Source organism: Streptomyces sp. GL_148, from assembly GCF_057834205.1.
In genome coordinates this window covers 2,133,483-2,157,254 of the sequence record NZ_CM174396.1, presented here as the reverse complement: position 1 = coordinate 2,157,254, position 23,772 = coordinate 2,133,483, and the positions used below count along the sequence as shown (strand labels likewise).

At 72.4% G+C, this 23,772-nt stretch carries 23 protein-coding genes and 1 pseudogene; 12 read left to right on the top strand and 12 right to left on the bottom strand.

All coding sequences use genetic code 11. The features are described 5' to 3' along the window. Window positions 1-46: 46 nt before the first annotated feature. The 3 genes from AC3IYI_RS09890 to AC3IYI_RS09880 are packed head-to-tail and all read right to left on the bottom strand — an operon-like array spanning window position 47 to window position 3,602. Window positions 47-775 (bottom strand): vWA domain-containing protein, encoded by a 729-nt coding sequence (locus AC3IYI_RS09890; RefSeq protein WP_489409824.1) that lies wholly within the window; start codon window positions 773-775, stop codon window positions 47-49. Next, window positions 772-1,956: an acyl-CoA dehydrogenase family protein gene (locus AC3IYI_RS09885; protein ID WP_489409823.1), complete on the bottom strand. Its 1,185-nt coding sequence runs from the start codon at window positions 1,954-1,956 to the stop codon at window positions 772-774. Before AC3IYI_RS09885 ends, AC3IYI_RS09890 begins: the two co-directional genes overlap by 4 nt. Then, window positions 1,953-3,602, bottom strand: a complete 1,650-nt coding sequence (locus tag AC3IYI_RS09880) for a FadD3 family acyl-CoA ligase (protein WP_489409822.1) — start codon at window positions 3,600-3,602, stop codon at window positions 1,953-1,955. The genes AC3IYI_RS09885 and AC3IYI_RS09880 overlap by 4 nt, the downstream gene beginning before the upstream one ends. Before the next feature lie 97 nt (window positions 3,603-3,699). Between AC3IYI_RS09880 and AC3IYI_RS09875 the strand changes: the two are divergent. Further along, window positions 3,700-4,113: pseudogene (locus tag AC3IYI_RS09875) on the top strand (flavin reductase family protein); the annotation flags it as partial. A 47-nt stretch (window positions 4,114-4,160) separates the two neighbouring features. On the opposite strand, the gene AC3IYI_RS09870 reads toward AC3IYI_RS09875, so the two are convergent. Next, window positions 4,161-4,820: a helix-turn-helix transcriptional regulator gene (locus tag AC3IYI_RS09870; protein WP_489411487.1), complete on the bottom strand. Its 660-nt coding sequence runs from the start codon at window positions 4,818-4,820 to the stop codon at window positions 4,161-4,163. Window positions 4,821-4,948: 128 nt separating this feature from the next. Here AC3IYI_RS09870 and AC3IYI_RS09865 point away from each other — a divergent pair, with 128 nt between their 5' ends. From AC3IYI_RS09865 to AC3IYI_RS09850, 4 genes are all read left to right on the top strand, one after another. Continuing rightward, window positions 4,949-6,079 (top strand): LLM class flavin-dependent oxidoreductase, encoded by a 1,131-nt coding sequence (locus AC3IYI_RS09865; protein ID WP_489409821.1) that lies wholly within the window; start codon window positions 4,949-4,951, stop codon window positions 6,077-6,079. 3 nt (window positions 6,080-6,082) lie between these two features. Further along, a complete protein-coding gene (locus AC3IYI_RS09860) occupies window positions 6,083-6,829 on the top strand; it encodes an SDR family NAD(P)-dependent oxidoreductase (protein WP_489409820.1) in 747 nt (248 codons plus the stop codon). Beyond that, window positions 6,826-7,722 (top strand): alpha/beta hydrolase, encoded by an 897-nt coding sequence (locus tag AC3IYI_RS09855; protein ID WP_489409819.1) that lies wholly within the window; start codon window positions 6,826-6,828, stop codon window positions 7,720-7,722. Before AC3IYI_RS09860 ends, AC3IYI_RS09855 begins: the two co-directional genes overlap by 4 nt. Window positions 7,723-7,871: 149 nt before the next feature. Next, window positions 7,872-8,210 (top strand): hypothetical protein, encoded by a 339-nt coding sequence (locus tag AC3IYI_RS09850; protein WP_489409818.1) that lies wholly within the window; start codon window positions 7,872-7,874, stop codon window positions 8,208-8,210. 189 nt (window positions 8,211-8,399) lie between these two features. Here AC3IYI_RS09850 and lepB read toward each other — a convergent pair whose 3' ends face one another. The 5 genes from lepB to AC3IYI_RS09825 all read right to left on the bottom strand — a co-directional run bounded on the left by lepB (window position 8,400) and on the right by AC3IYI_RS09825 (window position 13,121). Then, entirely contained in the window at window positions 8,400-9,164 is a 765-nt protein-coding gene (lepB, locus tag AC3IYI_RS09845) for a signal peptidase I (protein WP_489409817.1), read from the bottom strand. Window positions 9,165-9,277: 113 nt separating this feature from the next. Next, window positions 9,278-10,435, bottom strand: a complete 1,158-nt coding sequence (locus tag AC3IYI_RS09840) for an acetyl-CoA C-acetyltransferase (RefSeq protein WP_489409816.1) — start codon at window positions 10,433-10,435, stop codon at window positions 9,278-9,280. A 46-nt stretch (window positions 10,436-10,481) separates the two neighbouring features. Next, window positions 10,482-11,117, bottom strand: coding sequence for a TetR/AcrR family transcriptional regulator (locus AC3IYI_RS09835; RefSeq protein ID WP_489409815.1), 636 nt, complete (start codon window positions 11,115-11,117; stop codon window positions 10,482-10,484). A 40-nt stretch (window positions 11,118-11,157) separates the two neighbouring features. Continuing rightward, window positions 11,158-11,976, bottom strand: coding sequence for an SDR family oxidoreductase (locus tag AC3IYI_RS09830; RefSeq protein ID WP_489409814.1), 819 nt, complete (start codon window positions 11,974-11,976; stop codon window positions 11,158-11,160). Continuing rightward, window positions 11,973-13,121, bottom strand: a complete 1,149-nt coding sequence (locus AC3IYI_RS09825) for an acyl-CoA dehydrogenase family protein (RefSeq protein ID WP_489409813.1) — start codon at window positions 13,119-13,121, stop codon at window positions 11,973-11,975. Before AC3IYI_RS09825 ends, AC3IYI_RS09830 begins: the two co-directional genes overlap by 4 nt. Window positions 13,122-13,168: 47 nt before the next feature. Between AC3IYI_RS09825 and AC3IYI_RS09820 the strand changes: the two genes are divergently transcribed. From AC3IYI_RS09820 to AC3IYI_RS09810, 3 genes are read left to right on the top strand one after another with little or no spacing between them, the layout of a single operon-like run. After that, a complete protein-coding gene (locus tag AC3IYI_RS09820; RefSeq protein ID WP_489409812.1) occupies window positions 13,169-14,050 on the top strand; it encodes an enoyl-CoA hydratase in 882 nt (293 codons plus the stop codon). Further along, window positions 14,041-15,186, top strand: a complete 1,146-nt coding sequence (locus tag AC3IYI_RS09815) for an acyl-CoA dehydrogenase family protein (protein WP_489409811.1) — start codon at window positions 14,041-14,043, stop codon at window positions 15,184-15,186. The genes AC3IYI_RS09820 and AC3IYI_RS09815 overlap by 10 nt, the downstream gene beginning before the upstream one ends. Next, window positions 15,186-16,181, top strand: coding sequence for an acyl-CoA dehydrogenase family protein (locus tag AC3IYI_RS09810; protein WP_489409810.1), 996 nt, complete (start codon window positions 15,186-15,188; stop codon window positions 16,179-16,181). Before AC3IYI_RS09815 ends, AC3IYI_RS09810 begins: the two co-directional genes overlap by 1 nt. Before the next feature lie 57 nt (window positions 16,182-16,238). Here AC3IYI_RS09810 and AC3IYI_RS09805 read toward each other — a convergent pair whose 3' ends face one another. After that, a complete protein-coding gene (locus tag AC3IYI_RS09805; RefSeq protein ID WP_489409809.1) occupies window positions 16,239-17,024 on the bottom strand; it encodes a class I SAM-dependent methyltransferase in 786 nt (261 codons plus the stop codon). A gap of 62 nt (window positions 17,025-17,086) precedes the next feature. Next, window positions 17,087-17,740, bottom strand: coding sequence for a response regulator (locus AC3IYI_RS09800; RefSeq protein ID WP_489409808.1), 654 nt, complete (start codon window positions 17,738-17,740; stop codon window positions 17,087-17,089). 228 nt (window positions 17,741-17,968) lie between these two features. On the opposite strand from AC3IYI_RS09800, the gene AC3IYI_RS09795 reads away from it, so the two are divergent. The 4 genes from AC3IYI_RS09795 (at window position 17,969) to AC3IYI_RS09780 (ending at window position 22,657) form a co-directional block, all read left to right on the top strand. Continuing rightward, window positions 17,969-19,138, top strand: coding sequence for a peptidoglycan DD-metalloendopeptidase family protein (locus AC3IYI_RS09795; protein WP_489409807.1), 1,170 nt, complete (start codon window positions 17,969-17,971; stop codon window positions 19,136-19,138). Window positions 19,139-19,306: 168 nt separating this feature from the next. After that, a complete protein-coding gene (locus AC3IYI_RS09790; RefSeq protein ID WP_489409806.1) occupies window positions 19,307-20,512 on the top strand; it encodes a sensor histidine kinase in 1,206 nt (401 codons plus the stop codon). Window positions 20,513-20,639: 127 nt separating this feature from the next. Continuing rightward, window positions 20,640-20,843, top strand: a complete 204-nt coding sequence (locus AC3IYI_RS09785; RefSeq protein ID WP_112447913.1) for a cold-shock protein — start codon at window positions 20,640-20,642, stop codon at window positions 20,841-20,843. 122 nt (window positions 20,844-20,965) lie between these two features. Continuing rightward, entirely contained in the window at window positions 20,966-22,657 is a 1,692-nt protein-coding gene (locus AC3IYI_RS09780; protein ID WP_489409805.1) for a DEAD/DEAH box helicase, read from the top strand. 158 nt (window positions 22,658-22,815) lie between these two features. Here the strand turns inward: AC3IYI_RS09780 and AC3IYI_RS09775 are convergent, their stop codons facing one another. Continuing rightward, window positions 22,816-23,748 (bottom strand): tyrosine-protein phosphatase, encoded by a 933-nt coding sequence (locus tag AC3IYI_RS09775; RefSeq protein ID WP_489409804.1) that lies wholly within the window; start codon window positions 23,746-23,748, stop codon window positions 22,816-22,818. Between the last annotated feature and the right edge of the window lie 24 nt (window positions 23,749-23,772).

Genomic DNA, 23,772 nt, shown 5'->3' with positions numbered 1-23,772 from the left:
AGTCGGGGGAGGAGTCACCAAAGCGCGAGGTGCTGACACCCGCCGCTCAGGCGCGCACGATTCCCGCCGCCCGGGCCGCCGCCAGCCACATCGGGAACTCCCCGACCAGCCGGTCGTACAGCTCCGAATCGGGGACGGTCCGCGGGTCCAGGCCGGCGTGGAAGTAGCCGGCATTGTCCACGACCCGCTTGGCCGGGACGGGCAGTTCGTCCAGCCGCCGCAGGAAGTCGAACTGCGAGCTCCGGGTGTTGCCGAAGCCGACGAACTGCCAGAAGAGGGGCAGCCGGGCCGCTTTGCACAGGTACCTCTCGGCGGCCGGCTTACTGGTGGGACCGCCGTCGGTCTGGAAGACGACGAGCGCCGGGGCGGTCGACCCCGAGTCCAGGTAATGGTCGATCACCGCGTCCATCGCCGCGTGGTAGGCCGTCTTGCCCATGTGGCCGAGACCGGCGGCGATCGCCGTGACCCGCCCCTCGTGGCCGGCGAGTGAGATCTCCTCCAGCGCGTCGACCTCCGTGGAGAAGAACACGACGGGTACGCGGGCGTCGTCGTCCAGGTGCGCAGACAGCCCCAGCACCCGGTCGGCGAGGGCTTGCACGCTGCCGTCCTCGTAGTACGGGCGCATCGAGCCGGAGTAGTCGAGGACGAGGTAGACCGCGGCGCGTCCGCCCTCCAGGCCGTGTTTGCGGAGTGAGACCCCGGCGCTTTTGTAGAGGCTCACAAGCGCCGGAGCGGTCCGTTCGATCTTCCGGAGGTCTATCGCGCTGCCGGTCATTGGCCGAGGGTACGACAGTCCGCGGTCCCCACGCCGTCGTTCGGGAGGAACCCCAGCCGGGCCGCCAGCCGTTCACGGTGGGCGGCGGGGGAACCGAAGAGCAGGGCAGAGCCGTGCGCCCGTTTGAAGTACTCGTGCGCTTCGTGCTCCCAGGTGATTCCGATGCCGCCGTGCAGCTGGATCATCTCGCCCGCCACGTACGCGTAGGCCTCCGAGCAGGCCGACTTGGCGGCGGCCGCCGGCTCCGGGGCCGCGTCGGCGGCGGCCGCCGCGAGGGCGAGCGAGCGGGCTCCCTCCACCGCGGTGTGCAGGTCGGCGAGCCGGTGCTTCACCGCCTGGAAGGAGCCGATGGGCCGCCCGAACTGCACCCGCTGCTTCGCGTACCGGACCGTCGCCTCCAGTGCCCGCGCCGCCGCCCCCGTCTGCTCGGCGGCGAGGGCCGTGCAGGCCAGGTCCCGGACCCGGGCGAGGACCCCGGCGCCGTCGGCCGAGAGCAGCCGGGCCGGGGTGCGGTCCAGGGTCAGCTCCGCGAGCGGGCGGGTGCGGTCCATCGTGGACCGTACGGTGAAGGCCGCCGGCGCGGCGAGGAGCTCGAAGAGGCCGAGCGGGCCATGGCCCTGGCCGGGCTCGGTACCGGGTCCGGGGGCTGCGCCCGGGGCCGGGTCCATCCTGGCGAAGGCCAGCAGCAGGGACGGTTGCGCCGGCCCGGCCAGGACGTACCGCTTGCTGCCCGTGAGCAGCCAGTCGGCCCCTGCCGGCTCGGCCCGGGCCGCGAGCTCGTGGGCCTCCCAGCCCCCGCGCGGGACGCCGGACGCGGGCGCCGGCCCGTCGTCCGCGGCCTCCGCCCAGGCCAGGGCGCCCACGACCGTGCCCTCCGCCAGGTCCGGCAGGTGCTTCGCGCAGGCCTCCCGGTCGCCGGACGCGAGCAGGGCCCCCGCGGTCAGCACCGCCGAGCCCAGGTACGGTACGGGGCTCAGTGCGCGCCCCAGTTCCGCCATGACCACCCCGACTTCGCCCTGCCCGCAGCCCAGCCCGCCGTACTCCTCGGGGACCGCCAGCGCGGCCGCGCCGATCTGCGCCGTCAGCGGAGCCCAGGCCGTGTGGCCGGGGTGGCGGGCCAGGACCGCCCGTACCGCGTCCCGGAGTTCCTCCTGCTCGCGCGTCAGCTCCAGCGGCCTCACGCCGACTCCCCTCGCGCCGTGCGGCGCAGCTCCGTCTTCAGCAGCTTGCCGCCCGCGTTGCGCGGGAGCTCCTCCAGCCGGGTGAACCGGCGCGGCACCTTGAAGTTGGCCAGCCGTTCCCGGGTCCAGGCGGTCAGCTCCTCGGAGGTGACCGGCCCGGTGGTGACGACGTAGGCCACGCCGACCTCGCCGAGCCGCTCGTCGGGGGCGCCGACGACCGCCGCGTCGGTGATGGCGGGATGGGTGAGCAGCACGTTCTCCACTTCCGCCGGGTAGGCGTTGAACCCGCCGACCACGTACATGTCCTTCAGCCGGTCGGTGATGGCGAGGTAGCCCCGCCCGTCGAGCACGCCGATGTCCCCGGTGCGCAGCCAGCCGCCGGGCAGCACGGCTTCGGCGGTGCTCGCCGGGTCGTCCAGGTAGCCGGGGGTGACGTGGTAGCCGCGGACCTGCACCTCGCCCGGTTCCCCGGCGGGCAGCACCGCGCCGAGCGGGTCGGTGATCCGTACCTCGGTGTCCGGCAGCGGCACGCCCACGGTGTGCGCGAGGGTCCAGGCGTCGGCGTCGGTGGGACAGACGGACACGACGCCGCCGGACTCGGTGAGTCCGTACGCGGTGAACACGTCGGGCGCCCCCAGCTCGCCGCGGATCTCCTCGACGAGGGAGGTGGGCACCGAGGCGGCTCCGGTACCGGCGAGGCGCAGCGCGGACAGGTCGTGCGCGGCCCGCGCCGGGTGGCGGATCAGGCCGTGGAAGACGGTCGGCGGGCCCATCAGGCAGGTGACGCGCTCGGCGGCCATGCGGTGCAGGATGCGGTCGGTGTCGTAGACGGCCTCGGGGAGCATGGTGACCCCGCGCAGCAGGCAGGCGAGCACCCCGGCCTTGTAGCCGAAGGTGTGGAAGAAGGGGTTCACCAGCAGGTACCGGTCGCCGGGGCGCAGGGTGACGAGGCCGGACCAGGAGGCGTAGAGCCGGACGGTCTGGCCGTGCGTGGTCATGACGCCCTTGGAGCGGCCGGTGGTGCCGGAGGTGTAGAGGATGTCGCTGAGGTCCTCGGGACGCACGGCGGCCGCCCGGGCGGCGCGCTCCGCGTCGGGAACGGCCTCGCCGGCGTGCAGGTACGCCTCCCAGGAGACACCCGCGCCGTCGTCACCCGGGCCGCGCTCCTCGCGCCCGTCCCGCAGGATCACCGTCGAGGCGAGCGCCCCGAGGTCCTCGCCGGAGGCGTGCAGGTCACGGGCGTAGTCGGTACCGAGGAACCCGCGCTCGGTGAACAGAACGCGGGCGCCGCTGCGCCGGATGATGTCGGCCGCCTCGGCGGGCTTGTAGCGGGTGTTGACCGGTACGAGGACCGCTCCGGCGCCGACCGCGCCGAGGGCGGCGGTGATCCACCGGCGGCTGTTGGGGGCCCAGATCGCGACCCGGTCGCCGGGGCGGATGCCGTGGGCGATGGCGGCGCGGGCGGCCGCGGCGATCTCGGCGGCGAGGCGGGCGAAGGTCCAGCGGACCTCTCCGTCGGCGAGCGCCTCGCGGTCCCCGTACGCGGCGGCGGCGTACTCGGGGAGCCGGGCGAGCGTGGCGGGCGGCTGGGGCTGCGGCTTCCGCTGTGGCTGTGGCTGTGGCTGAGGCGGGGGTGGTGGTGGCATCGGACCCTCCCTACTTGACGAGCGAGCGTGGGCGGTATCCAATCACAGGTGTTTCGGTTAGGCATATACCTAGTAGAAATAATCAGGGAGGGTTCTCATGAGGGAGGAAGCCATGTCCGACATGAAGTCGGTCCTGTCCAGCTTCTGCACCGGCGTCGCCGTCATCACGGCACGCGGAGCCGACGGCCGTCCCGTGGGGATGGCCGTCCAGTCCTTCTCGTCCGTGTCCCTGGACCCGCCGCTGGTCTGCTTCTGCCCGGCGCGCACGTCCACCACCTGGCCCCGGATCCAGGCGGCGGGGTCCTTCGCCGTCAACATCCTCGCCGCCGACCAGCAGGGGCTGTGCCGTCGGTTCGCCGTCACCGGCGGCGACAAGTTCGCCGGCGTCCCCTGGCGGGCCGGCGGCAACGGCGCGCCCCTGCTCGACGGGGTCCTCGCCACCGTCGAGTGCGATCTGGAGGCGGTCCTGGACGGCGGCGACCACGCCATCGCGCTGGGCAGGGTCACCGCCCTGACGGCGCACCGCGAAGGCGAGCCGCTGCTCTACTTCCGGCGCACCTACGGGCGCTTGCCCGGCGCCGGCTCGGAGTCGGAGTCCGGTCCCGGGGTCGCGCCGCGCCTGCTCTCCCGTGCCGTGACCTCGGCGAGGTCGTCGAGCATGGCCGCGGCCAGGTCGCGCTCGGAGGCGTAGTACCGCTCCGCCCACTTGAGGGTGAGCGTCGGGTACGCCCACGAGGCCTCTTCCTTGGCCCCGTCCGCGTCGGCCACCGCGCGCCGCCGCATCTTCTCCGCGAACTCCTGGTGCTGCACGAGGACTTCGCGCATCTGCTCCGGCTCCAGCAGGTGGCCGAGCCACAGCCGCAGCATCGGCCCGTGCTTGAGCACCGGCGGGTCGACGGGCGCCTCGCGCGCCCAGCGCCGTACGGCCGTCATGCCCTCGTCCGTGATCCGGTACACCCGCTTGTCGCGGCTGCCGGTCTCCTGGGCGACCATCCGCGAAGAGGCGTAGCCGGCCTTCTCCAGCCGCTTGAGCTCGCTGTAGATCTGGCTGAAGGACGGGCTCCAGTAGAAGAAGCGCAGTGACCAGTCCGACCACTTCTTCAGGTCGTAACCGGAGAGCTCCTCTCCGAAGGAGAGCAGCCCGAGCACCGCCCAGCTGGTCGCGGGGAGCGTGCGCCCGTTCGTCTCTTCTGCCGCCTCGTTGGTCACGCAGCGCAGTCTACGACCGGTCTTCGGGGCGGCCCTTCCCTCGGCGGGGTATGACTGCTAGAAGTATTCCTATTCGAAATACATGTCGAAATACATCACCGACGTGCCGTGCGCAGCGCACGGCTGGGAGGTTCCCCGTGAAGTTCTCGATGATCTTCGAGGCGCAGCTCGTCGACCCGACGCCCGAACGCGAGCGCCAGGTCATCCACGACTGCGTCGAACAGGCCGTGTACGCCGAGGAGATGGGCTTCGACCGGATCTGGGCCGTGGAACACCACGCCCTCACCCAGTACGCCCACATGAGCGCCTCCGAGATCTTCCTGACCTGGGTCGCCGCCCGGACCGAGAAGATCCGCATCGGCCACGGCGTCGTCACCATGCCCTTCGGCTACCAGCACCCCGTGCGCGTGGCCGAACGCGCCGCCATGCTCGACGTGCTCTCCGGCGGTCGCGTGGACATCGGCGCCGGCCGCGGCGCCACCCGCCAGGAGATGTCCATGTACGGGGTCCGCCCCGAGGACACCTACCCGCAGATGGAGGAGGCGCTGCGGATCTTCTCCTCCGCGTGGCGCGAGGAGAAGTTCGAGTGGCACGGCTCCATCGACATCGGCCCCGGCGCGATCCTGCCCCGCCCGGTCCAGGACCCGCACCCGCCGCTCTTCATGGCCTGCTCCAAGCACGACACCCTCAAGCTCGCCGCCGAACTGGGCATCGGAGCCCTCGTGATGGGCTTCGCCGGCGCCGACGACGTCCGCACCATGCGCAAGGTCTACGACGAGGCCATCGCCACCCGCAGCGGCGACCGCTTCGTCTCCACCGAGGTCAACGACCACCTCTCCGCGCTCTGCCCCACCATCGTCCTCGACGACGCCGAACGCGCCCTGCGCCTGGGCACCCGGGGCCAGCGCTTCTTCGCCGAGTCCATCGCCCACTGGTACGGCAACGCCCCAGAGCCGACCGGCTACTCCGAGGACGAGACCGCCGAGCAGCACGTGGCCGCGCTGGACAAGGGCCGCGAGGAACTGGTCGCCAAGCTCCACGAGGCGAACATCCCGGCCCGCCCCGTAGACACCGGCACCTACAACGCCGAGCATGCCTACGGCAACGCCCAGACGGCCATCGCCTACGTCGAGCAGCTGCGCGAGATCGGCGTCGACGAGGTCATGTGCCTGATCCAGATGGGCACCGTCCCGCAGGAGGCCTGCATGGAGACCATCCGCCAGTGGGGCGAGAGCGTCATCCCGCACTTCCGCGCCCTGGAGGGCTGATCGGTGAACCCCTCCCTCAACGGCAAGGTCCTCGACGGCAAGGTCGTCGTCATCACCGGCGCCGGACGCGGCCAGGGCGCGGCCGAGGCCAGGCTGTGCGCCGAGGCCGGAGCGCGGGTCGTGGTCACCGACATCCGGGAGGAGGAGGGCCGCGCCGTCGCCGCCTCCCTCGGCGACCAGGGAATCTACGTACGCCACGACGTGGCCGACGCCGACAGCTGGGCGGAGGTGGTCCGCGAGGCCGTACGCGCCTTCGGCACGGTCTCCGCCCTGGTCAACAACGCCGCGCTGTGGCGCACGGCCCACGTCGAGCGCCAGGGCCTCGACGACTTCGAAGCCCTGCTCCGGGTCAATCTGCTCGGCCCGTTCCTCGGCATCCAGGCGGTGGCCCCGGTGCTGCGCGCCGGCGGAGGCGGCTCGATCGTCAACGTCTCCTCCACGGCCGGGCTGGTCGGCATCCCGGGCCACGCGGCGTACGGATCCAGCAAGTTCGCCCTGCGCGGGCTGACGAAGTCGGCCGCACTGGACCTGGCGGGGGACCGGATCAGGATCAACTCCGTGCATCCCGGGGCGATCGACACCCCGATGGTCAGCGAGGCCGTCGCGGGACGGGACTGGTCGCACCTGCCGCTGGGGCGGATCGGGCGGCCCGAGGAGGTCGGGGAGCTGGTCCTCTTCCTCTGCTCGGAGGGGTCCTCGTACATCACGGGCGCGGAGTTCACGGTCGACGGCGGGATGACGGCGCGATGAGCGGTACCGGTACCGGTTCCCTGTCCCCGGCGGCCCGCGGGCTGTGCGACGCGATGTCGGCCTTCTTCCCCGGCCCGGGGGACCTGGCCGCGCTGCGGGCGGCCGCCTCCGGCTCCCCGGGCGGCGGCGTGGAGGTGGCCTCCGTACGGGACGTGGACGCGGACGGAGTCCCCGTCCGGATCTACGACCCGGCGCCGGGCACCGGGGGCCGCCCTCTGACGGTGTTCTTCCACGGCGGGGGCTGGGTGATGTGCGGCCTGGACACCCACGACGCGCTGTGCCGGGCGCTGGCCGTGGCCTCGGGCGCGGTGGTGGTCTCCGCGGACTACCGCCTCGCGCCCGAACACCCGTGGCCGGCGGCGCCCGACGACGCGCTGACGGTGCTGCTGTGGGCCCGGGCGCGGGCGGCCGGACTGGGCTGCGACCCCGCGCGGCTGGTCGTCGCCGGAGACTCCAGCGGAGGCAACCTCGCAGCCGTGACGGCCCTGCGGGCCCCCGAGCTCGTCGCCGGCCAACTCCTCTTCTACCCGCCGCTGGACGCCTCGATGGAGCAGCCCTCGGTGACGGAGTTCGGAGAGGGGTACTTCCACACGGCCGCGCACATGGCCTGGTACTGGGACCAGTACGGCGCCGACCCGGCCCACCCGCACGTCTCCCCGCTGCGGGCCCCCGACCTCGCGGGGCTGCCGCGCACGCTGCTGGTCCTGGCCGACTGCGACGTCCTGCGGGACGAGGGCCTGGTCTACGGGCGCCGGTTGGGCGAAGCGGGAGTCGACTGCGGGATCCACCTGGTCCCCGGGGTCTTCCACGGCTTCCTCGGCCTGCCGCTGCCCGCGGCTGCGTCGGCGATCGGGGCGGCGGGGGCGTGGGTGGCGGCGACGGGTACGCCGTAGAGGAGAGGGGGCGGGGCGGCCGGATTCGAACCGGCGTCCTCCTGAGCTGGGTCAGGTGCGCTGCCTCTGTGCTACGGCCCCGCCCTGCGGCGGATCATAGGTGCGGCCCCGCCGGACGCGCACGCGAATATCCCCGGCATGATGTGCGCATGTCGATATCGGTCCCGGGGGCGTTGGCGCGCAACTCCCTCGCCCTCGCCGCGGAGTTCGCCGCCGCCCTGCTGATGCGCGGCTCCCAGCCGCACTGGCTGCCGGTCATGCTGGCGTTGGTCGCCCTCGTGTCCGGACTCCCGCACGGCACGGACGCCGGCTTCGTCCACCGGATCGTGCTCGCGCTCGGCGCGGTGGCGATCGCCCTGTCCGCGGCCCAGGCCCTGGACGCCCCCGACCCGCTCCTCTGGCAGGCCCTGACCGGAGCCCTCGCCCTGCCCCAGACGGTCTCCCTGACCCGCCTATCCCGCCGCACCGCAGCCCGCGGCCCCGCCTAGTGCTGTGACCGGAAAGGTTCACCGGGTCGCGACGCCCGGCACGGCACCTCGCCGCGTTGTCGGACCACGCCGGTACGTCCAGTACGAGGCGCGGTCCTCCGCCTTGCGATGCGTCCCCTCGGCCCTTCGGGCCTGGGGAGACCCCATGCACCGAACGCCGCGACCCGGCAAACCTTTCCGGCCACAGCACTAGCGCTTGACCTGGTCGCCGATTCCGGGCTGCCCGAAGGTCTCCGGGACCGGCAGTGCCGCCCAGCGGGTGACGGGCCAGCCGACGACGACGGCGCGGCCGACGACGTCCTCGACCGGCACGAATCCGTGGGTCTTCGGGTCGTCCAGGTGATAGCGGGAGTCGGATGACTTCTGCCGGTGGTCCCCCATGACCCAGAGCTTTCCCTCGGGCACGGTGACAGGCCCGAACGGCTTGTCGTCGCAAGGGGTGTTCCCCTTGAACACGTACGGCTCGTCCAGGGCCTTGCCGTTGACCTCGACCGGTCCGTTCAGGCGGCATTCGACCGTGTCGCCGCCGACCGCGATGACGCGTTTGATCAGGTCCTTCTCATCGGCCGAGGGCATCAGGCCGATGGTGCCGAGGAAGTTCTGGACGACGTTGCGCTCCGGGGTGGGCTCGCCTTCCAGCCAGTTGCTCGGGTCGTGGAAGACGACGACCTCGCCGCGTTCGGGCTCCGAGCCGAACCAGGGGGTGAGCTTGTCGACCAGGACCCGGTCCCCGCGCTGGAGGGTGTTCTGCATCGAGACGGAAGGGATGGAGAATGCCTGGAACAGAAAGGTCTTGATCAAGAACGCCAGCACGAGGGCGATGGCGACGAGCAGCGGCAGCTCCTTCCAGAGGGGGCGCTGCCTGGACCCGGACTCGGTCCCTTCGCCCGCGGTCAGCGTGCTGGCGGCGCCCGGATCCCGGGAACCGCCCCGCGCGTCGGCTGGGTCGCTCATGTGGGCCTCCGATGATTTCTCGACTAGGCCCAAGAATCACCATGAGGCGGTTTGCCGGCGGTAAAGACGGCTCCCCGGGAGCAGTGCCCCCGGGGGCCGGGCTCCGCCGGAGGCTACAGCCGCTCGATGATCGTGACGTTGGCCTGGCCGCCGCCCTCGCACATGGTCTGGAGGCCGAAGCGGCCGCCCGTGCGCTCCAGTTCGTGGAGGAGGGTGGTCATGAGTTTGACGCCCGTCGCGCCCAGGGGGTGGCCCAGGGCGATCGCGCCGCCGTTGACGTTGACGCGCTCCGGGTCCGCGCCCGTCTCCTTGAGCCAGGCCAGGGCCACCGGGGCGAAGGCCTCGTTGATCTCGACCAGGTCGATGTCCGCCAGGGACATGCCCGTCTTCTTCAGCGCGTACGCCGTCGCCGGGATCGGCGCCGACAGCATGCGGATCGGGTCCTCACCGCGCACCGACAGGTGGTGGATGCGGGCCCGCGGGCGCAGCCCGTGTTCCCGTACCGCCCGCTCCGAGGCCAGGAGCATCGCCGCCGCGCCGTCCGAGACCTGCGAGGAGACTGCCGCCGTGATCGTGCCGCCCTCCATGACCGGCTTGAGGCGTGCCATCTTCTCCAGGGAGGTGTCCCGGCGCGGGCCCTCGTCCACCGACACCGACCCGTACGGCACGATCTCCCGCTCGAAGCGGCCCTCGTCGATCGCGCGCAGCGCCCGCTGGTGGGAGCGCAGGGCGAACTCCTCCATGTCGAGGCGGGAGATGCCCCACTTCTCGGCGATCAGCTGGGCCCCGTAGAACTGGTTGACGGGGGAGTCCCCGTACCGGGCCCGCCACCCCGCCGAGCCCAGGTAGGGGCCCTCGGTGAAGCCCAGCGGTTCCGCCGCCTGCCGCGAGGCGAAGGCGATCGGGATCATCGACATGTTCTGGGTGCCGCCCGCGACCACCAGGTCCTGCGTGCCGGACATGACGCCCTGCGCCGCGAAGTGCACGGCCTGCTGTGAGGATCCGCACTGGCGGTCGATGGTGACGCCCGGGACCTCCTCGGGGAGCCCCGCCGCCAGCCAGGCCGTCCGGGCGATGTCGCCGGCCTGCGGCCCCACCGTGTCGAGGCAGCCGAAGACCACGTCCTCCACGGCCGACGGGTCGATCCCGGACCGTTCGACGAGGGCCCCCAGGACGTGCGCGCCCAGGTCGGCCGGGTGGACCTCGGACAGGCCCCCCTTGCGCCGCCCCACGGGGGTGCGTACCGCTTCGACTATGTAGGCCTCGGGCATCGGAACTCCTCAGGGATATCCAGGCATGTGCCGGGGATGTGCGGGATTACGTTCGTGTGGCGATGCCGTCCAGGACCATCGACAGGTACTGGCGGGCGATCTCCTCGGGGCTGTGCTGGCCGCCCGGCCGGTACCAGGACGCCGCCACCCACACCGTGTCGCGCACGAAGCGGTAGGTGAGGCGGATGTCCAGGTCGGCGCGGAAGACCCCGTCCGCGACCCCGCGCTCCAGCGTCCCCAGCCAGGCCTTCTCGAACTTGACCTGCGAGTCGGAGAGGTAGTGGAAGCGGGGCTGGACCGACAGGTGCCGGGACTCCTTCTGGTAGATGGCGACCGCGGCGCGGTGCCGGTCGATCTCCCGGAACGATTCGGTGACGAGGGCCTCGATGGTCTCCCTGGGGCCGAGACCGGAGGCGAGGACGGTGTCGTACCCCTCCCACAGCTCGGTCAGGAAGGCGGAGAGGATCTCGTCGAGCATCGATTCCTTGGAATCGAAGTGGTAGTAGAGGCTGCCGGCGAGCATGCCGGCGGCGTCGGCGATCTTGCGGACGGTGGTGGCGTTGTAGCCCTGCGCGGCGAAGACCTCGGCGGCGGTGTCGAGGAGTTCGCGGCGGCGTTCGGGCGACGCCGTCACCTGGGGCTTCTTCTTGGCCGTCGGTGCGATCGGCTTGTTCGTTGGCACGCGTCCATTCTGGTCCCACGCCGGCCGGTCATCCGACGGCCTACGCGTGCTGACTGCTGACCGACACGGTCTCGCCCGTCATGTACGACGAGTAGCCGCTGGCCAGGAACACGATGACGTTGGCGACCTCCCAGGGCTCGGCGTACCGGCCGAAGGCCTCGCGGGCGGTGAGTTCGGCGAGCAGCTCCTCGCTGGTGACCTTCACCAGGTGCGGGTGCATCGCCAGGCTCGGCGCGACCGCGTTGATCCGTACGCCGAACTCCGCGGCCTCCAGCGCCGCGCAGCGGGTCAGCGCCATCACCCCGGCCTTGGCGGCGGCGTAGTGGGCCTGCCCGGTCTGGGCGCGCCAGCCGATGACGGAGGCGTTGTTGACGATCACCCCGCCCCTCCCCGAGGCCTGCATCGAGCGCATCGCGGCGCGGGTGCAGCGGAAGGTGCCGTTCAGCGTGACGTCGAGGACGCGGGACCACTGGTCGTCGGTCATGTCGACGAGGTTCGCCGTGCCGCCGAGCCCGGCGTTGTTGACGACGAGGTCGAGGCGGCCGTGGAGCCGTTCGGCGAGCGCGAAGAAGGCGCCCACCTGCTCCTCGTCGGTGACGTCGCAGGGCAGGGAGGCGACCCGGTCCGCGCCGAACTCCGCGGCCAGCGCCTCCTCGCTCTCCTTGAGCCGCCGCGCGTGCGCGTCGCCTATGAGGACGCGCGCGCCCTCCTCCAGGAAGCGCCGTGCGGTCGCCCCGCCGATACCGGCCCCGGCGGCCGCGGTGATCACGGCGCTCCGGCCGGTCAGCAGTCCGTGCCCCGCCACGTACTCGGGTGCGTTGCGGAGCACGTTGCCGGACCGGTCTTCCGGTGCGTTCATGCCCGGACCTCCTTGGGAAGGCCGAGGATGCGCTCGGCGACGATGGTGCGCTGGATCTCGTCGGAGCCCGCGTAGATGGTGTCGGAGCGGGAGAAGAGGAAGAGCCGCTGCCAGTCGTCGAGGTCGTACGGGTCCCCGTGCGCCCCCGCCGCCAGGAGCGAGGCGGCTCCGCAGACGTCCATGGCGAGCTCGCCGAGGTCCCGGTGCCAGCGGGCCCAGTACAGCTTGGCCGTGGACGGGGCGACCCCGGGCCGCAGCGCGGAGGCGCGCATGGTCTCCAGGCCGATCCAGGCCCGGACGAGCCGGTCGCGGATCAGCGGATCGGCCATCGTGCCGCCCAGCCTCGCCAGCGCGGCCAGCTCTTCGAGCTCGCGGCGGAAGCCGACCTGCTGGCCGAGGGTGGAGACGCCGCGCTCGAAGCCGAGGGTGGCCATGGCGACGGCCCAGCCCTCGCCGGGCGCGCCGACCACGTGGGCGGCGTCGGTGCGGGCCCCGTCGAAGAAGACCTCGTTGAACTCGGAGGTTCCGGTCAGCTGCACGATGGGCCGGACCTCCACCCCGGGCTGGTCCATCGGGACCAGGAGGTAGGACAGCCCCGCGTGGCGGCGGGAGCCCGGCTCGGTGCGGGCGACGACGAAGCACCACTGCGAGGCGTGGGCCAGGGAGGTCCAGATCTTCTGGCCGTCCACCACCCACGCGCCGTCCACCAGCGCGGCCCGGGTGCGGATGTTGGCCAGGTCCGAGCCGGCGTCGGGCTCGCTGTAGCCCTGGCACCACAGCTCCTCCACGGCCCGGATGGGCGGCAGGAAGCGCCGCCGCTGCTCCTCGATGCCGTGCGCGATGAGGGTGGGGCCGAGGAGCTGCTCGCCTATGTGGTTCACGCGCGCGGGCGCGTCGGCCAGCGCGTACTCCTCGTGGAAGGCGATCTGCTGCTCGGTGCTCGCACCGCGGCCGCCGTACTCGACGGGCCAGCCCACGCAGGTCCAGCCGTGCGCCGCCATGTGCCGCTCCCACGCGAGGCGTTCGGCGAAGGCCTCGTGCTCCCGGCCCGGTCCGCCGCGGCCCTTGAGGGCGGCGAACTCACCGGTGAGGTGGGTCCGTAGCCAACTCCGAACCTCGGTGCGGAACTCCTCGACGCTGCTCATGGCCGTACGTTAACCTACCAAACACTTGTTAGGGAAGGATCCAGGGAATGCCCGATGACACCCCCGTGCTCTATGAGCGCCGCGGCCCGGTCGCGTACGTGACCATGAACCGCCCCCGGTACCGCAACGCCCAGAACAGCGCGATGACCTACGCCCTCGACGACGCCTTCTACCGGGCCGCCGACGACCCCGCGGTCAAGGTCGTCGTCCTGGCCGGGGCCGGTGAGCACTTCTCGGCGGGCCACGACATCGGCACCCCCGAGCGCGACGCCCACCTGCCCTTCGAACGCCGGGCGGGCCTGTGGTGGGACCACTCCCAGCGCTCCGGCGCCGAATCCCGCTTCGCCCGCGAATCCGAGGTCTACCTCGGCATGTGCCGGCGCTGGCGCGAACTGCCCAAGCCCGTCATCGCCTCCGTCCACGGCGCGTGCGTGGCCGGCGGGCTGATGCTCGCCTGGGTCTGCGACCTGATCGTGGCCAGCGAGGACGCCTTCTTCGCCGACCCCGTCGTCCGCATGGGCATCCCGGGCGTCGAGTACTTCGCCCACCCGTGGGCCATGCCCCCGCGCATCGCCAAGGAATTCCTCTACACCGGCGACCGGATGCCGGCCCGCCGCGCCTACGAGATCGGCATGGTCAACCGGGTCGTCGAGCGGGCCGAACTGGCCGGAACCACCGACCGGCTCGCCCTGCGGATCGCCGAGATGCCCTCCTTCGGCCTCGCCCTCACCAAGCGGGCCGTCAACCAGGCCGAGGACCTCCAGGGCCTGCACACCGGCATGGACTCCGTCTTCGGCCTGCACCACCTCGCCCACGCCCACAACGCCGAGACGACGGCGGACTCGCTCGGCGGCATGGACATATCGGGAATGAAAGGTGCCGCGATGAAGGGCGCCGCGATGAAGGAGGCGAACAGCCGATGGACCTGAACCATGCGGCGGACGTGGAGGCCTTCCGGGCCGAGGCACGCGACTGGCTGGCCGCCCACGTGCCCGCCACCCCCCTGCCCTCCCTGGAGACCCGCGAGGGCTTCGCCGCCCACCGGGAATGGGAGGCGCTCCTGCACTCCGCCCGCTGGGCGGTGGTGTCCTGGCCCCAGGAGTACGGCGGCCGCGGCGTGGACATCGAGCACTGGCTGGTCTTCGAGGAGGAGTACTGGGCCGCCGGCGCGCCCGGCCGGGTCTCGCAGAACGGCATCAACCTGCTCGCCCCCACCCTCTTCGACCACGCCACCGACGAACAGCGCGCCCGCGTCCTGCCCTCCATGGCGAGCGGCGAGACGATCTGGGCCCAGGCCTGGTCAGAGCCCGAATCCGGCTCCGACCTCGCCTCCCTGAAGTCCCGCGCCGTGCGCACCGAAGGCGGCTGGCTGCTGTCCGGGCAGAAGACCTGGTCCTCCCGGGCCGCCTTCGCCGACCGCGCCTTCGGCATCTTCCGCACCGACCCCGAAGCCCCCAAACCCCACCAGGGCCTCACCTACCTGATGTTCGACCTGCACGCCCCCGGGGTCACCGTGCGGCCCATCGGCCGCCTCGACGGCAAGCCCGCCTTCGCGGAGCTCTTCCTCGACGAGGTCTTCGTCCCCGACGCGGACGTCATCGGGGAGCCCGGACAGGGCTGGCGGATCGCCATGTCCACCACCGGCAACGAACGCGGGCTCACCCTGCGCGCCCCCGGCCGCTTCCTCGCCGCCGCCGACCGCCTCGTGGAGCTGTGGCAGAGCCACGGGGACCCCGCCGACACCGCCCTGCGCGACCGGGTCGCCGACGCGGTCGTCGGAGCCCGCGCCTACCAGCTGTTCACCTGGGCCAACGCCTCCCGCTTCGCCGCCGGAGAGACGATCGGCGCCGAGTCCAGCCTGAACAAGGTGTTCTGGTCCCAGTACGACATCGCCCTGCACGAGAGCGCCCTCGACCTGCTGGGCCCCGACGCGGAACTCGCCGACGGTGAATGGGCCGAGCCGTGGATCTTCTCCCTCGCCGGTCCCATCTACGCGGGGACCAACGAGATCCAGCGCGACATCATCGCCGAGCGGCTGCTCGGCCTCCCGAAGGGCCGCCGCTGATGCGCTTCCTGCCGACCGAAGAACAGTCGGACTTCGCCCGCACCCTGCACGGCCTGCTCGCCGCCTCGGACGTCCCGGCGGCGGTACGGGCCTGGGGCGCGGGCGACCACACGCCGGGCAAGACCCTGTGGGCGCGGCTCGCCGCCACCGGGCTGTTCGCCCTCGCGGCCGACGAGGCCCACCAGGGCATGGGCCTGATGCCGCTGGAGATGGCGGGCGGTTTCGTGGAGCTGGGCCGCGCCGGGGTCCCGGGCCCGGTGGTGGAGACGGCCGCCGCGGCGGTACTCCTCACCCGGCTCGGCGACGAGGCACTGGCCAAGCGGTTCCTCCCCGGACTGGCGGCGGGGGAGACCTCGGCCACCCTCACCCTGCCCGGCGGGAGCCCGTACGCCCTGGACGCCGACGCGGCCACCCACCTCTTCACGGTGTCCCAGGCCGGGGAGCTCCGCCTGGCCGTCGGCTCCGGCGCCGGACCGCTCCGCACCTCCACCGACCCCGCCCGCCGCCTGGCCCTCCCGGGCGGCGACGGCGAACTCCTCGCCGCCGGCCCGGCGGTCACCGCGGCGGCCCGGGACGCCGCGGACTGGGCCCGGCTGCTGACCGCCGCCCAGTGCCTCGGGGTCGGCGAGGCCCTCCTCGCGCGCACGGTGGAGTACGCGAAGCAGCGCACCCAGTTCGGCACGGCGATCGGCGGCTTCCAGGCGGTGAAGCACCGGCTGGCCGACACCCTGATCGGCCTGGAGTTCGCCCGGCCGCTGCTGTGGGCGGCCGCGCTCTCCCTGGCCCCCGGCGAGGTCGCCGCGGCGAAGCTGACCGCGGGCGAGGCGGCGTACGCGGCCGCCATGACCGCGCTCCAGCTGCACGGCGCCGTCGGCTACACCGAGGAACTCGACCTCTCCCTGTGGCTGCGCAAGGCCCGCCCGCTGCGCGACGCGTGGGGGAGCCCCGCGCAGTGCCGGGCGGCGGTGCTCCGGGGGCGGGAGCGGGCGTTGTAGATCCGAAGCGGGGAGGCCGGGCCCGGGGCGGAGCGGTCCGCTCCGCGGCGGGCCGTCTCACATGACGGCCACGCTGACGGTCACCACGTAGGGCTCCTGCACCATCCCGTCCGGAAAGAGCGGGTTCAGCCGCTCCCGCTCGGCGTCCAGGAACTCCCGCGTCCCCGCCTCGCCCAGCAGCAGGAACGCGGAGTGGCTGGCCAGGTTCGCCAGGTGCGCCTCCAGCGGGATCCGCCGGGACCAGGGGACGGTCCGCGTGGCGAAACCGGAATCGAGGCCGCGCGGGAGCGTGCGGTAGCCCAGGGCCCGGGCGGTCCCGCCGACCGCGCCGGCCCCGCCGCCGACCGGGCCGCCGCCCTCGAAGAAGGCACGGATCCGCTCGCCCTGGGCGGCGACCCAGCCGGCCGACTCGTCCAGGTCGTTCCACCAGATCGCGAGCGCCCCGCCGGGCTTCAGCACCCGGTGGGCCTCGGGCACGGACCGTGCCGGATCCGTCCAGTGCCAGGCCTGGGCGTACGTCAGGAAGTCGAAGGCGGCCCCGGCCAGCGGCAGCCGGTCCCCGTCCCCGCGCACGATCGGGATCCCCGGCCGGGTGCGCCGGAACTTGGCGGCCATCCCGTCCCCGGGCTCCACCGCCACCACCTCGGCTCCCCGGGCGCGCATCGGCGCCGTCCCGATCCCGGTCCCCGCGCCCACGTCGGCCACCCGGGCCCCGGCGAACCGGCGCCCGGCCAGCTCCTCGACGGCGTCGTACAGCGCCTCGGGATAGCCGGGGCGGTGCTGCCCGTAGAGAGCGGCGGCGCTGTCGAAGGACCGGGCCCGGGATCGGGGAGTCGTCGTCATGGCGCCATTGTTTTCGATCACGCCCGTCCCGGCCAGCCCTCGCAGCTCCTTCCGGGCAGTGCTCACGCGGCGCGGACCAGCCCCGCTTCGTAGGCGAGGATCGCGGCCTGGGTCCGGTTCGAGAGGTCGAGCTGCGTCAGGATCCGCGAGACGTAGGTCTTCACGCTCGCCGGGGACAGGTGCAGCGCCTCCGCTATCTGCAGGTTCGTCCGCCCCTCGCCGACCAGCGCGAGGACGTCCCGCTCGCCGGGGGACAGGGTGGAGAGCTGCTCCGCGTGGTCGGGCGCCTCGGTGCGGGTGTCCGCCCGTTCCAGCAGCACCCGCATCACCCCGGGAGCCAGGGCGCTGCCGCCCGCCGCGACCGTGCGGATACCGGCGAAGAGCTCCTCGGGGCGCAGGTCCTTCAGCAGGAACCCGGCGGCTCCGGCCCGCAGCGCGTCCAGGACCAGGTCGTCCGCCGTGTAGCCGGTGAGGACGAGGACGCGCGGCGGGTCGGGCAGCCGCAGCACCTGCAAGGTCGCCTGCAAGCCGTCGACCTTCGGCATGACCAGGTCCATCAGCACCACATCGGGCCGGTGCGTCCGCGCCAGCGGCACGGCCTCCGCCCCGTCGGCGGCTTCCGCGACGACCTCGATGTCGGGCGCGCTCGCGAGCAGGGTCACCAGGCCCGACCGTATGAGGCTCTGGTCGTCGACCACCATCACGCGGATCGTCATGTGACCCACCTCCCCTGAATCCCCGTCTTATTGCGGACATTACCGGCATATAAGGACTTAAGTCCGCCCAACCTTCCCTTCCCAGTCCCCTTTTGCTGTCCCGCTTGTCCTCTTTCGGCGACTTCGGGGACCCCCCGTCCTCCCGGACGGTGGTTACCGAGGCAGAACGCACCACCGCTTCACCGGGTGCACCGGCCTCCGCAATGTCCCCGAAGTCAGGAACTCCGCATGTCTTTCCCGTCTGCTCGTACCCTCGCCGGTCTCGTTGTCGCCGGTATCGCCGCACCCGCCGCCGTGGGTCTCGTGGCACAGCCCGCGTCCGCCGCGTCGGTCGGCACGTGGGACAAGGTCGCCCAGTGTGAGTCGACCAACGACTGGAGCATCAACACCGGCAACGGCTATTACGGCGGCCTGCAGTTCTCCTCCAGCACGTGGGCGGAGTTCGGCGGCCGGCAGTACGCCCCCCAGGCCGACCAGGCCACCAAGGCGCAGCAGATCGCCGTCGCCGAGAAGGTCCTGGCGACCCAGGGCCCCGGCGCCTGGCCCTCCTGCGGCAAGCTCGCCGGCCTGCAGCGCGGCGGACCGGCCCCCGAGGCCCCCGCCCGGGGCACCGGCACCTCGACCGCGGACAAGCACATCGAGGCCCCGGCGACCCCGGCCGCCCCGAAGCGCGCCCAGGGCGGCGACAGCTACACCGTGGTCAGCGGCGACACCCTCGGTACCATCGGTTCCGAACTGGGCGTCAGCTGGCAGACCCTCTACTCCGAGAACCGCTCGGTGATCGGGTCCGACCCGGACATGATCCTCCCGGGCCAGCGCCTCGCGTACGGCTCCGGTTCCGGCGGCTCCTCCGACTCCGGCAGCAGCACCCCGGCCGCACCGAAGTCCTCCAGCTCCTCCAACTCGTCGAGCTCGTCCAGCTCCTCCAGCTCGTCCGACTCCTCGGAGTCCTCCGACTCTTCCGACTCCTCCGAGAGCAGCTCCCGCAGCAGCGCCGAGGGTGCCCTGCCCGTCTCGGGCGGCAGCATCTCCGCGCGCTACCACCAGGCGGGCGGCTGGGCCGCCGGCTACCACACCGGCATCGACTTCGCGGTGTCCACCGGAACCCCGGTCCGGGCCGCGGCCGCGGGCACCGTCGTCTCCTCCGGCTGGCAGGGCGCGTACGGCAACGCCGTGGTCATCAAGCACGACGACGGCCGCTACACCCTGTCCGCCCACCTCTCCTCGGCGACCGCCTCCGAAGGCGAGCGCGTCTCCGCCGGTGAACAGATCGGCCGCTCCGGCAACACCGGCAACTCCACCGGCCCGCACCTCCACTTCGAGGTCCGCTCCAGCAACAGCTACGGCGCCGACGTCAACCCGGTCACCTGGCTGAACGGGCTCGGCGTCTCCCTGTAACGACGAGCCGGTTCACCACAAGCCGGTTCACCACAAGCCGGTTCACCAAGACCGGTTGACCAAGAACGTGTCCCCCCGGGATGCCCCTTCGGCGGAAGAAGGGCAACCTGGGGGGACGTTTTGGCATGTTCTGCGCACTTCTGTGCGCCGGTGGGGGGTGGTGGAGTCATGCAGGCCGTGCCCGGTCGCGCCGGACAGCTACTGGAGCGGGGTCTGCGGGCCCTGACCGGGGAGAGCGGCGGGGCGCCGGACCCGGTGCGCGCCCGCCGCACCGACGTCTGGCTCGCCCTGGTCTGCGGACTGCTCACCACCCTCAACCTCCACGACGTCCACCGCTTCGGCCTCGTTGCCGACTACCCCACGAGCCTGGCCGCCGGCTGGCTCGCGGCCCTCTCCCTGCTCTGGCGCCGCTCCCACCCCTGGATCCCGGCCCTCGCGGCCACCGCCGCCACCGTGATCTCCGACGACCGCGGCCCCCTCGTCTTCGCCGCCTACGCCCTGGCCGCGTACGGCCGCACCCACCGCTGGGGCGGGGTCCTGCTGATGGCCGTCGTCTACGCCGCCACCCGCGACCTGTTCCTGCCGCTCGGCTACGCCGGGCGCGACCCCGCCTCCTTCGTCCTCGGCTCCATCCTCGTGCCCGCCCTGTACGGGGAGACCGTGCGCCGCAACCGGCACGTGATGACCGCGCTGCGCGAGCGGGCCCGCCAGGCCCACGCCGCCGTGGACCAGGCGGCCGACCTGGCCGTCGTCCAGGAGCGCACCCGTTTGGCCCAGCGCACCCACGACGGCCTCGGCCACCGCCTCACCGCCCTCACGATGCAGGCCGCCGCCCTGCGCCTGGACGCCGAGGCGGACCCCCGGGTCCGGGAGGCCGCCGGCGCCGTGGAGGAATCGGCGCGGGCCGCGATGGCCGAGGTCAGGGAGGTGCTGGACATGCTGACCGACCCCGCGGGCAGCCGTGCGTACACCTCGCCCGTGGACGTGGGCCGCTTCCTCGGCTCCCTGGCCCGGAACATGCGGGCCACCGGCATGGAGATCGCCCACCACACCCAGCCCGGCCTGGGATCCTTCCCGGCTGCCGACGGGCGGCTGCTGCTGCGGATCGCCCGCGAGGGGCTCACCAACGCGGCGAAGTACGCCCCCGGCTCCGCCGTTCGGATGAATCTTTACGCCGAGGACGGGGAGGTTCGCCTCGATGTGGTCAACACCGCCCCGGAGGGGGAACGGATCGTCCTCGACTCCGGCGGGATGGGCATTCCGGGGCTCCGGAGCGCCCTCGCGGAGGTGGGCGGGAAGCTGCGCGCCGGACCCACTCGGGACGGAGGTCACATGCTCGCGGCGACACTCCCCGACCGACGTGTGCTAGCTTAGAGCTCGTTGCAGTTGTGGTACCCATGAACTTTATGTGCGCCTGACGGGAATGCTCCGACAGGCGCTTTTATTGTTTTGCCGGAATCTCCGGATGGGGCCCTTTGCCGCCTATTCAGGAGATTCAAAAATGGCACTTGGCACCGTGAAGTGGTTCAACTCGGAAAAGGGCTTCGGCTTCATCGAGCAGGACGGTGGCGGCCCGGACGTCTTCGCCCACTACTCGAACATCGCCACCCAGGGCTTCCGTGAGCTCAACGAGGGCCAGCGCGTGTCCTTCGACGTCACCCAGGGCCAGAAGGGCCCCCAGGCGGAGAACATCCTCCCCGCCTAAGGCAGTCAGCACGCCGGGGTCCGCACCGAGTAGGTGCGGGCCCCGGCTTGTCTGCTGTTTCGAACCATTTGATGGCAGTGCCGTTTGTGTAATACCTGCCGGTTTCAGGAGGGCTTTCTCGCATGACCAGCTCCAGCTCCGCACGACCCAGCCGCCGCCCCACCCGGGGTCGAGGTGCGGCCCAGGGACGTCCGAAGGCTGGCGCGGGACGGCAGAAGTCCGCCCCCGTAGCCAGGCCCCAAGAATTCACCATGCCCGAACCGCTGACCCCGGCCCTGCCGCCGGTGGACTCGTTCGGGGACATGGACATGCCCGAGGCGCTGCTGAAGACCCTCGCCGCCCAGGGCGTCACCGAGCCGTTCCCGATCCAGGCCGCGACCCTGCCGAACTCGCTCGTCGGCCGTGACCTGCTCGGCCGTGGCCGTACCGGCTCCGGCAAGACGCTGGCCTTCGGCCTGGCCCTGCTGGCCCGCACCGCCGGCCGCCGCGCACAGCCGAAGCAGCCGCTCGCACTGGTCCTCGTACCGACCCGTGAGCTCGCGCAGCAGGTCACCGACGCGATGGCCCCGTACGCCACGGCCGTCAACCTGCGGATCACGACCGTCGTCGGCGGCATGTCGATCAACCGGCAGTCCGGCGCCCTGCGCCGCGGCGCCGAGGTGCTCGTCGCCACCCCCGGCCGCCTGAAGGACCTCATCGACCGCGGTGACGCGGACCTCTCCCAGGTCTCCATCACGGTCCTCGACGAGGCCGACCAGATGACCGACATGGGCTTCATGCCGCAGGTCACCGCCCTGCTCAAGCAGGTCCAGCCCGAGGGCCAGACCATGCTGTTCTCGGCGACCCTCGACAAGAACATCGACAAGCTCGTCAAGATGTTCCTCACCGACCCGGTCGCCTTCTCCGTCGACCCGTCCGCCGGTGCGGTCAGCACGATGGAGCACCACGTCCTGTACGTCATGGACGAGACCGACAAGAAGGCCGTGGCCACGCGCATAGCCGCTCGCGACGGCCGGGTGATCATGTTCGTCGACACCAAGCGCGGGGTCGACCGCATGGTCAAGAAGCTCCTCGCCGACGGCGTCCGCGCCTCCGGCCTGCACGGCGGCCGCTCGCAGCCGCAGCGCAACCGGACCCTCGACTGGTTCAAGACGGGCGAGGTCACCGCGCTGGTCGCCACCAACGTGGCCGCGCGAGGCATCCACATCGACGACCTCGACCTCGTCGTCAACGTGGACCCGCCGGTCGACCACAAGGACTACCTGCACCGCGGCGGCCGTACCGCCCGCGCCGGCGAGTCCGGCAGCGTCGTCACCCTGGTCCTGCCCGACCAGAAGCGCGAGATGACCCGCCTGATGTCGGACGCCGGGATCTCCCCGCACACCGCGCAGATCAAGTCCTCCGACGAGGAGCTCACCCGCATCACCGGCGCCAAGGAGCCCTCGGGCATCCCGGTCGTCATGGAGGTGCCGCAGGCGACCCCGCCGCGTCAGCGTTCCGCCGGCCAGGCCGGCGGGGGCTCGGGCTCCGGCGCGCGCCGCCGCTCGGGCGGACCGCGTACGGGCTCCGGCACGGGCGCGGCTCCGGCCGCCGGGGGCGGCCGCGGCCGTCGCACCGGTGGCGGCGCCGCCGGGCAGGCTCCGGCCTCCGGCTCCGGCCAGGCCCGCCGTGGCCAGGGCGGACAGGGCGGCTCCACGGGCGGCTCCGGCGAGCGCGGCCGGCGTACCGGAGGCGCTCCCTCCGGTGGTGCCGCCGCCGCTTCGGCCCGCAGCCGCGTGGGTGGCGCCGGCCAGGGCCGTCGCCGCTCCGCCTGATCCGGAGAATCACTGCACGTAACAACCACTGCATGTAACAACCACTGCACGTGACAACCACTGCACGTGACAACCACTGCACGTGACAACCACTGCGCCGGGCGGCATCTGCCGCCCGGCGCAGTGGTGTTTTCCGAGGCCGGAGGCCCGGCCGGTGCCTAGCGGACCATCTTCACCTGGAGCTTCGCCAGGGTTCTCAGGTCCAGGCCGAGGCCGTCGGTGAGGTAGCCGTAGAGGCTGCCGTAGTCAGCCTCCATCTGCGTGGTCGCCGCGTCCAGGTAGTCCTGGCGGACCTCCTGGAGCGGGATCAGCAGATCGGGGTTCTGCATCCGGCCGGATGCCTTGACGCCCGCCCGCACCTGGGCGTCGTACGCCGCGCGGAAGGTGTTCGAGGCCAGGTAGTCGCGCTCGGCCGTGGCCTTCGGGACGGCCAGGGCGTTCAGCAGGACGTAGCTCATCCAGCCCGTCCGGTCCTTGCCCGAGGTGCAGTGGTACAGCAGCGGGCCCTGGTTGCCGTCGGCGATCTCGCGGAGGGTGGTCGCGAACTGCGCCCGGTTCTCGGGATTGGTCACGAACGCGCGGTAGACGTCGCGCATGTACGCCTCGGCGCGGCCGCCGCCGAGCATCTGCTCCTGCTTCACGGGATCACTGCTGCCTATCGCCGACATCAGCAGCCCGTACAGGCCGTTGTCGTTGACCGGGCGTGCGGTGGAGGTCAGACCGGCGGGCAGCTTGTCGGCCCCGTCGTACTGGACCTCCATGGGGATGCGGAAATCGAGGACCTTCGTGAGGCCCAGACCGCCCACGGTGGTGATGTCCGAGGCGGTCAGCTTGCCCAGTGCGTCCGAGCGGTAGACCAGTCCCTGGCGAACGTGGCCTCCCGTCCAGGTGCGGTAGCCACCGAGGTCGCGGACGTTGACCGCGCCCTGCAGGGGGATCTGGCGGATCGTTTCCGTCGACTGCGCGGGCCAGTGGTGACGCGAGGCGGCGGCACTGTCGGCCGGCGCGGCGTACGCGGCGGCGGGCAGGGTCCCGATGGCGAGGGCGGAAGCGAGCACCGCGGTCGCCAGGCGGATTCGGGCACGGCTCATCTGGGGCAACTCCTGTAACGGAGA

Bases quoted from the DNA above. Each gene is read 5' to 3' on its own strand.
- AC3IYI_RS09890 (WP_489409824.1), bottom strand. From the start codon at position 775: ATGACCGGCAGCGCGATAGACCTCCGGAAGATCGAACGGACCGCTCCG.
- AC3IYI_RS09880 (WP_489409822.1), bottom strand. From the start codon at position 3,602: ATGCCACCACCACCCCCGCCTCAGCCACAGCCACAGCCACAGCGGAAG.
- AC3IYI_RS09855 (WP_489409819.1), top strand. From the start codon at position 6,826: ATGAGCGGTACCGGTACCGGTTCCCTGTCCCCGGCGGCCCGCGGGCTG.
- AC3IYI_RS09850 (WP_489409818.1), top strand. From the start codon at position 7,872: ATGTCGATATCGGTCCCGGGGGCGTTGGCGCGCAACTCCCTCGCCCTC.
- lepB (WP_489409817.1), bottom strand. From the start codon at position 9,164: ATGAGCGACCCAGCCGACGCGCGGGGCGGTTCCCGGGATCCGGGCGCC.
- AC3IYI_RS09840 (WP_489409816.1), bottom strand. From the start codon at position 10,435: ATGCCCGAGGCCTACATAGTCGAAGCGGTACGCACCCCCGTGGGGCGG.
- AC3IYI_RS09830 (WP_489409814.1), bottom strand. From the start codon at position 11,976: ATGAACGCACCGGAAGACCGGTCCGGCAACGTGCTCCGCAACGCACCC.
- AC3IYI_RS09825 (WP_489409813.1), bottom strand. From the start codon at position 13,121: ATGAGCAGCGTCGAGGAGTTCCGCACCGAGGTTCGGAGTTGGCTACGG.
- AC3IYI_RS09820 (WP_489409812.1), top strand. From the start codon at position 13,169: ATGCCCGATGACACCCCCGTGCTCTATGAGCGCCGCGGCCCGGTCGCG.
- AC3IYI_RS09815 (WP_489409811.1), top strand. From the start codon at position 14,041: ATGGACCTGAACCATGCGGCGGACGTGGAGGCCTTCCGGGCCGAGGCA.
- AC3IYI_RS09810 (WP_489409810.1), top strand. From the start codon at position 15,186: ATGCGCTTCCTGCCGACCGAAGAACAGTCGGACTTCGCCCGCACCCTG.
- AC3IYI_RS09805 (WP_489409809.1), bottom strand. From the start codon at position 17,024: ATGACGACGACTCCCCGATCCCGGGCCCGGTCCTTCGACAGCGCCGCC.
- AC3IYI_RS09800 (WP_489409808.1), bottom strand. From the start codon at position 17,740: ATGACGATCCGCGTGATGGTGGTCGACGACCAGAGCCTCATACGGTCG.
- AC3IYI_RS09795 (WP_489409807.1), top strand. From the start codon at position 17,969: ATGTCTTTCCCGTCTGCTCGTACCCTCGCCGGTCTCGTTGTCGCCGGT.
- AC3IYI_RS09790 (WP_489409806.1), top strand. From the start codon at position 19,307: ATGCAGGCCGTGCCCGGTCGCGCCGGACAGCTACTGGAGCGGGGTCTG.
- AC3IYI_RS09785 (WP_112447913.1), top strand. From the start codon at position 20,640: ATGGCACTTGGCACCGTGAAGTGGTTCAACTCGGAAAAGGGCTTCGGC.
- AC3IYI_RS09780 (WP_489409805.1), top strand. From the start codon at position 20,966: ATGACCAGCTCCAGCTCCGCACGACCCAGCCGCCGCCCCACCCGGGGT.
- AC3IYI_RS09775 (WP_489409804.1), bottom strand. From the start codon at position 23,748: ATGAGCCGTGCCCGAATCCGCCTGGCGACCGCGGTGCTCGCTTCCGCC.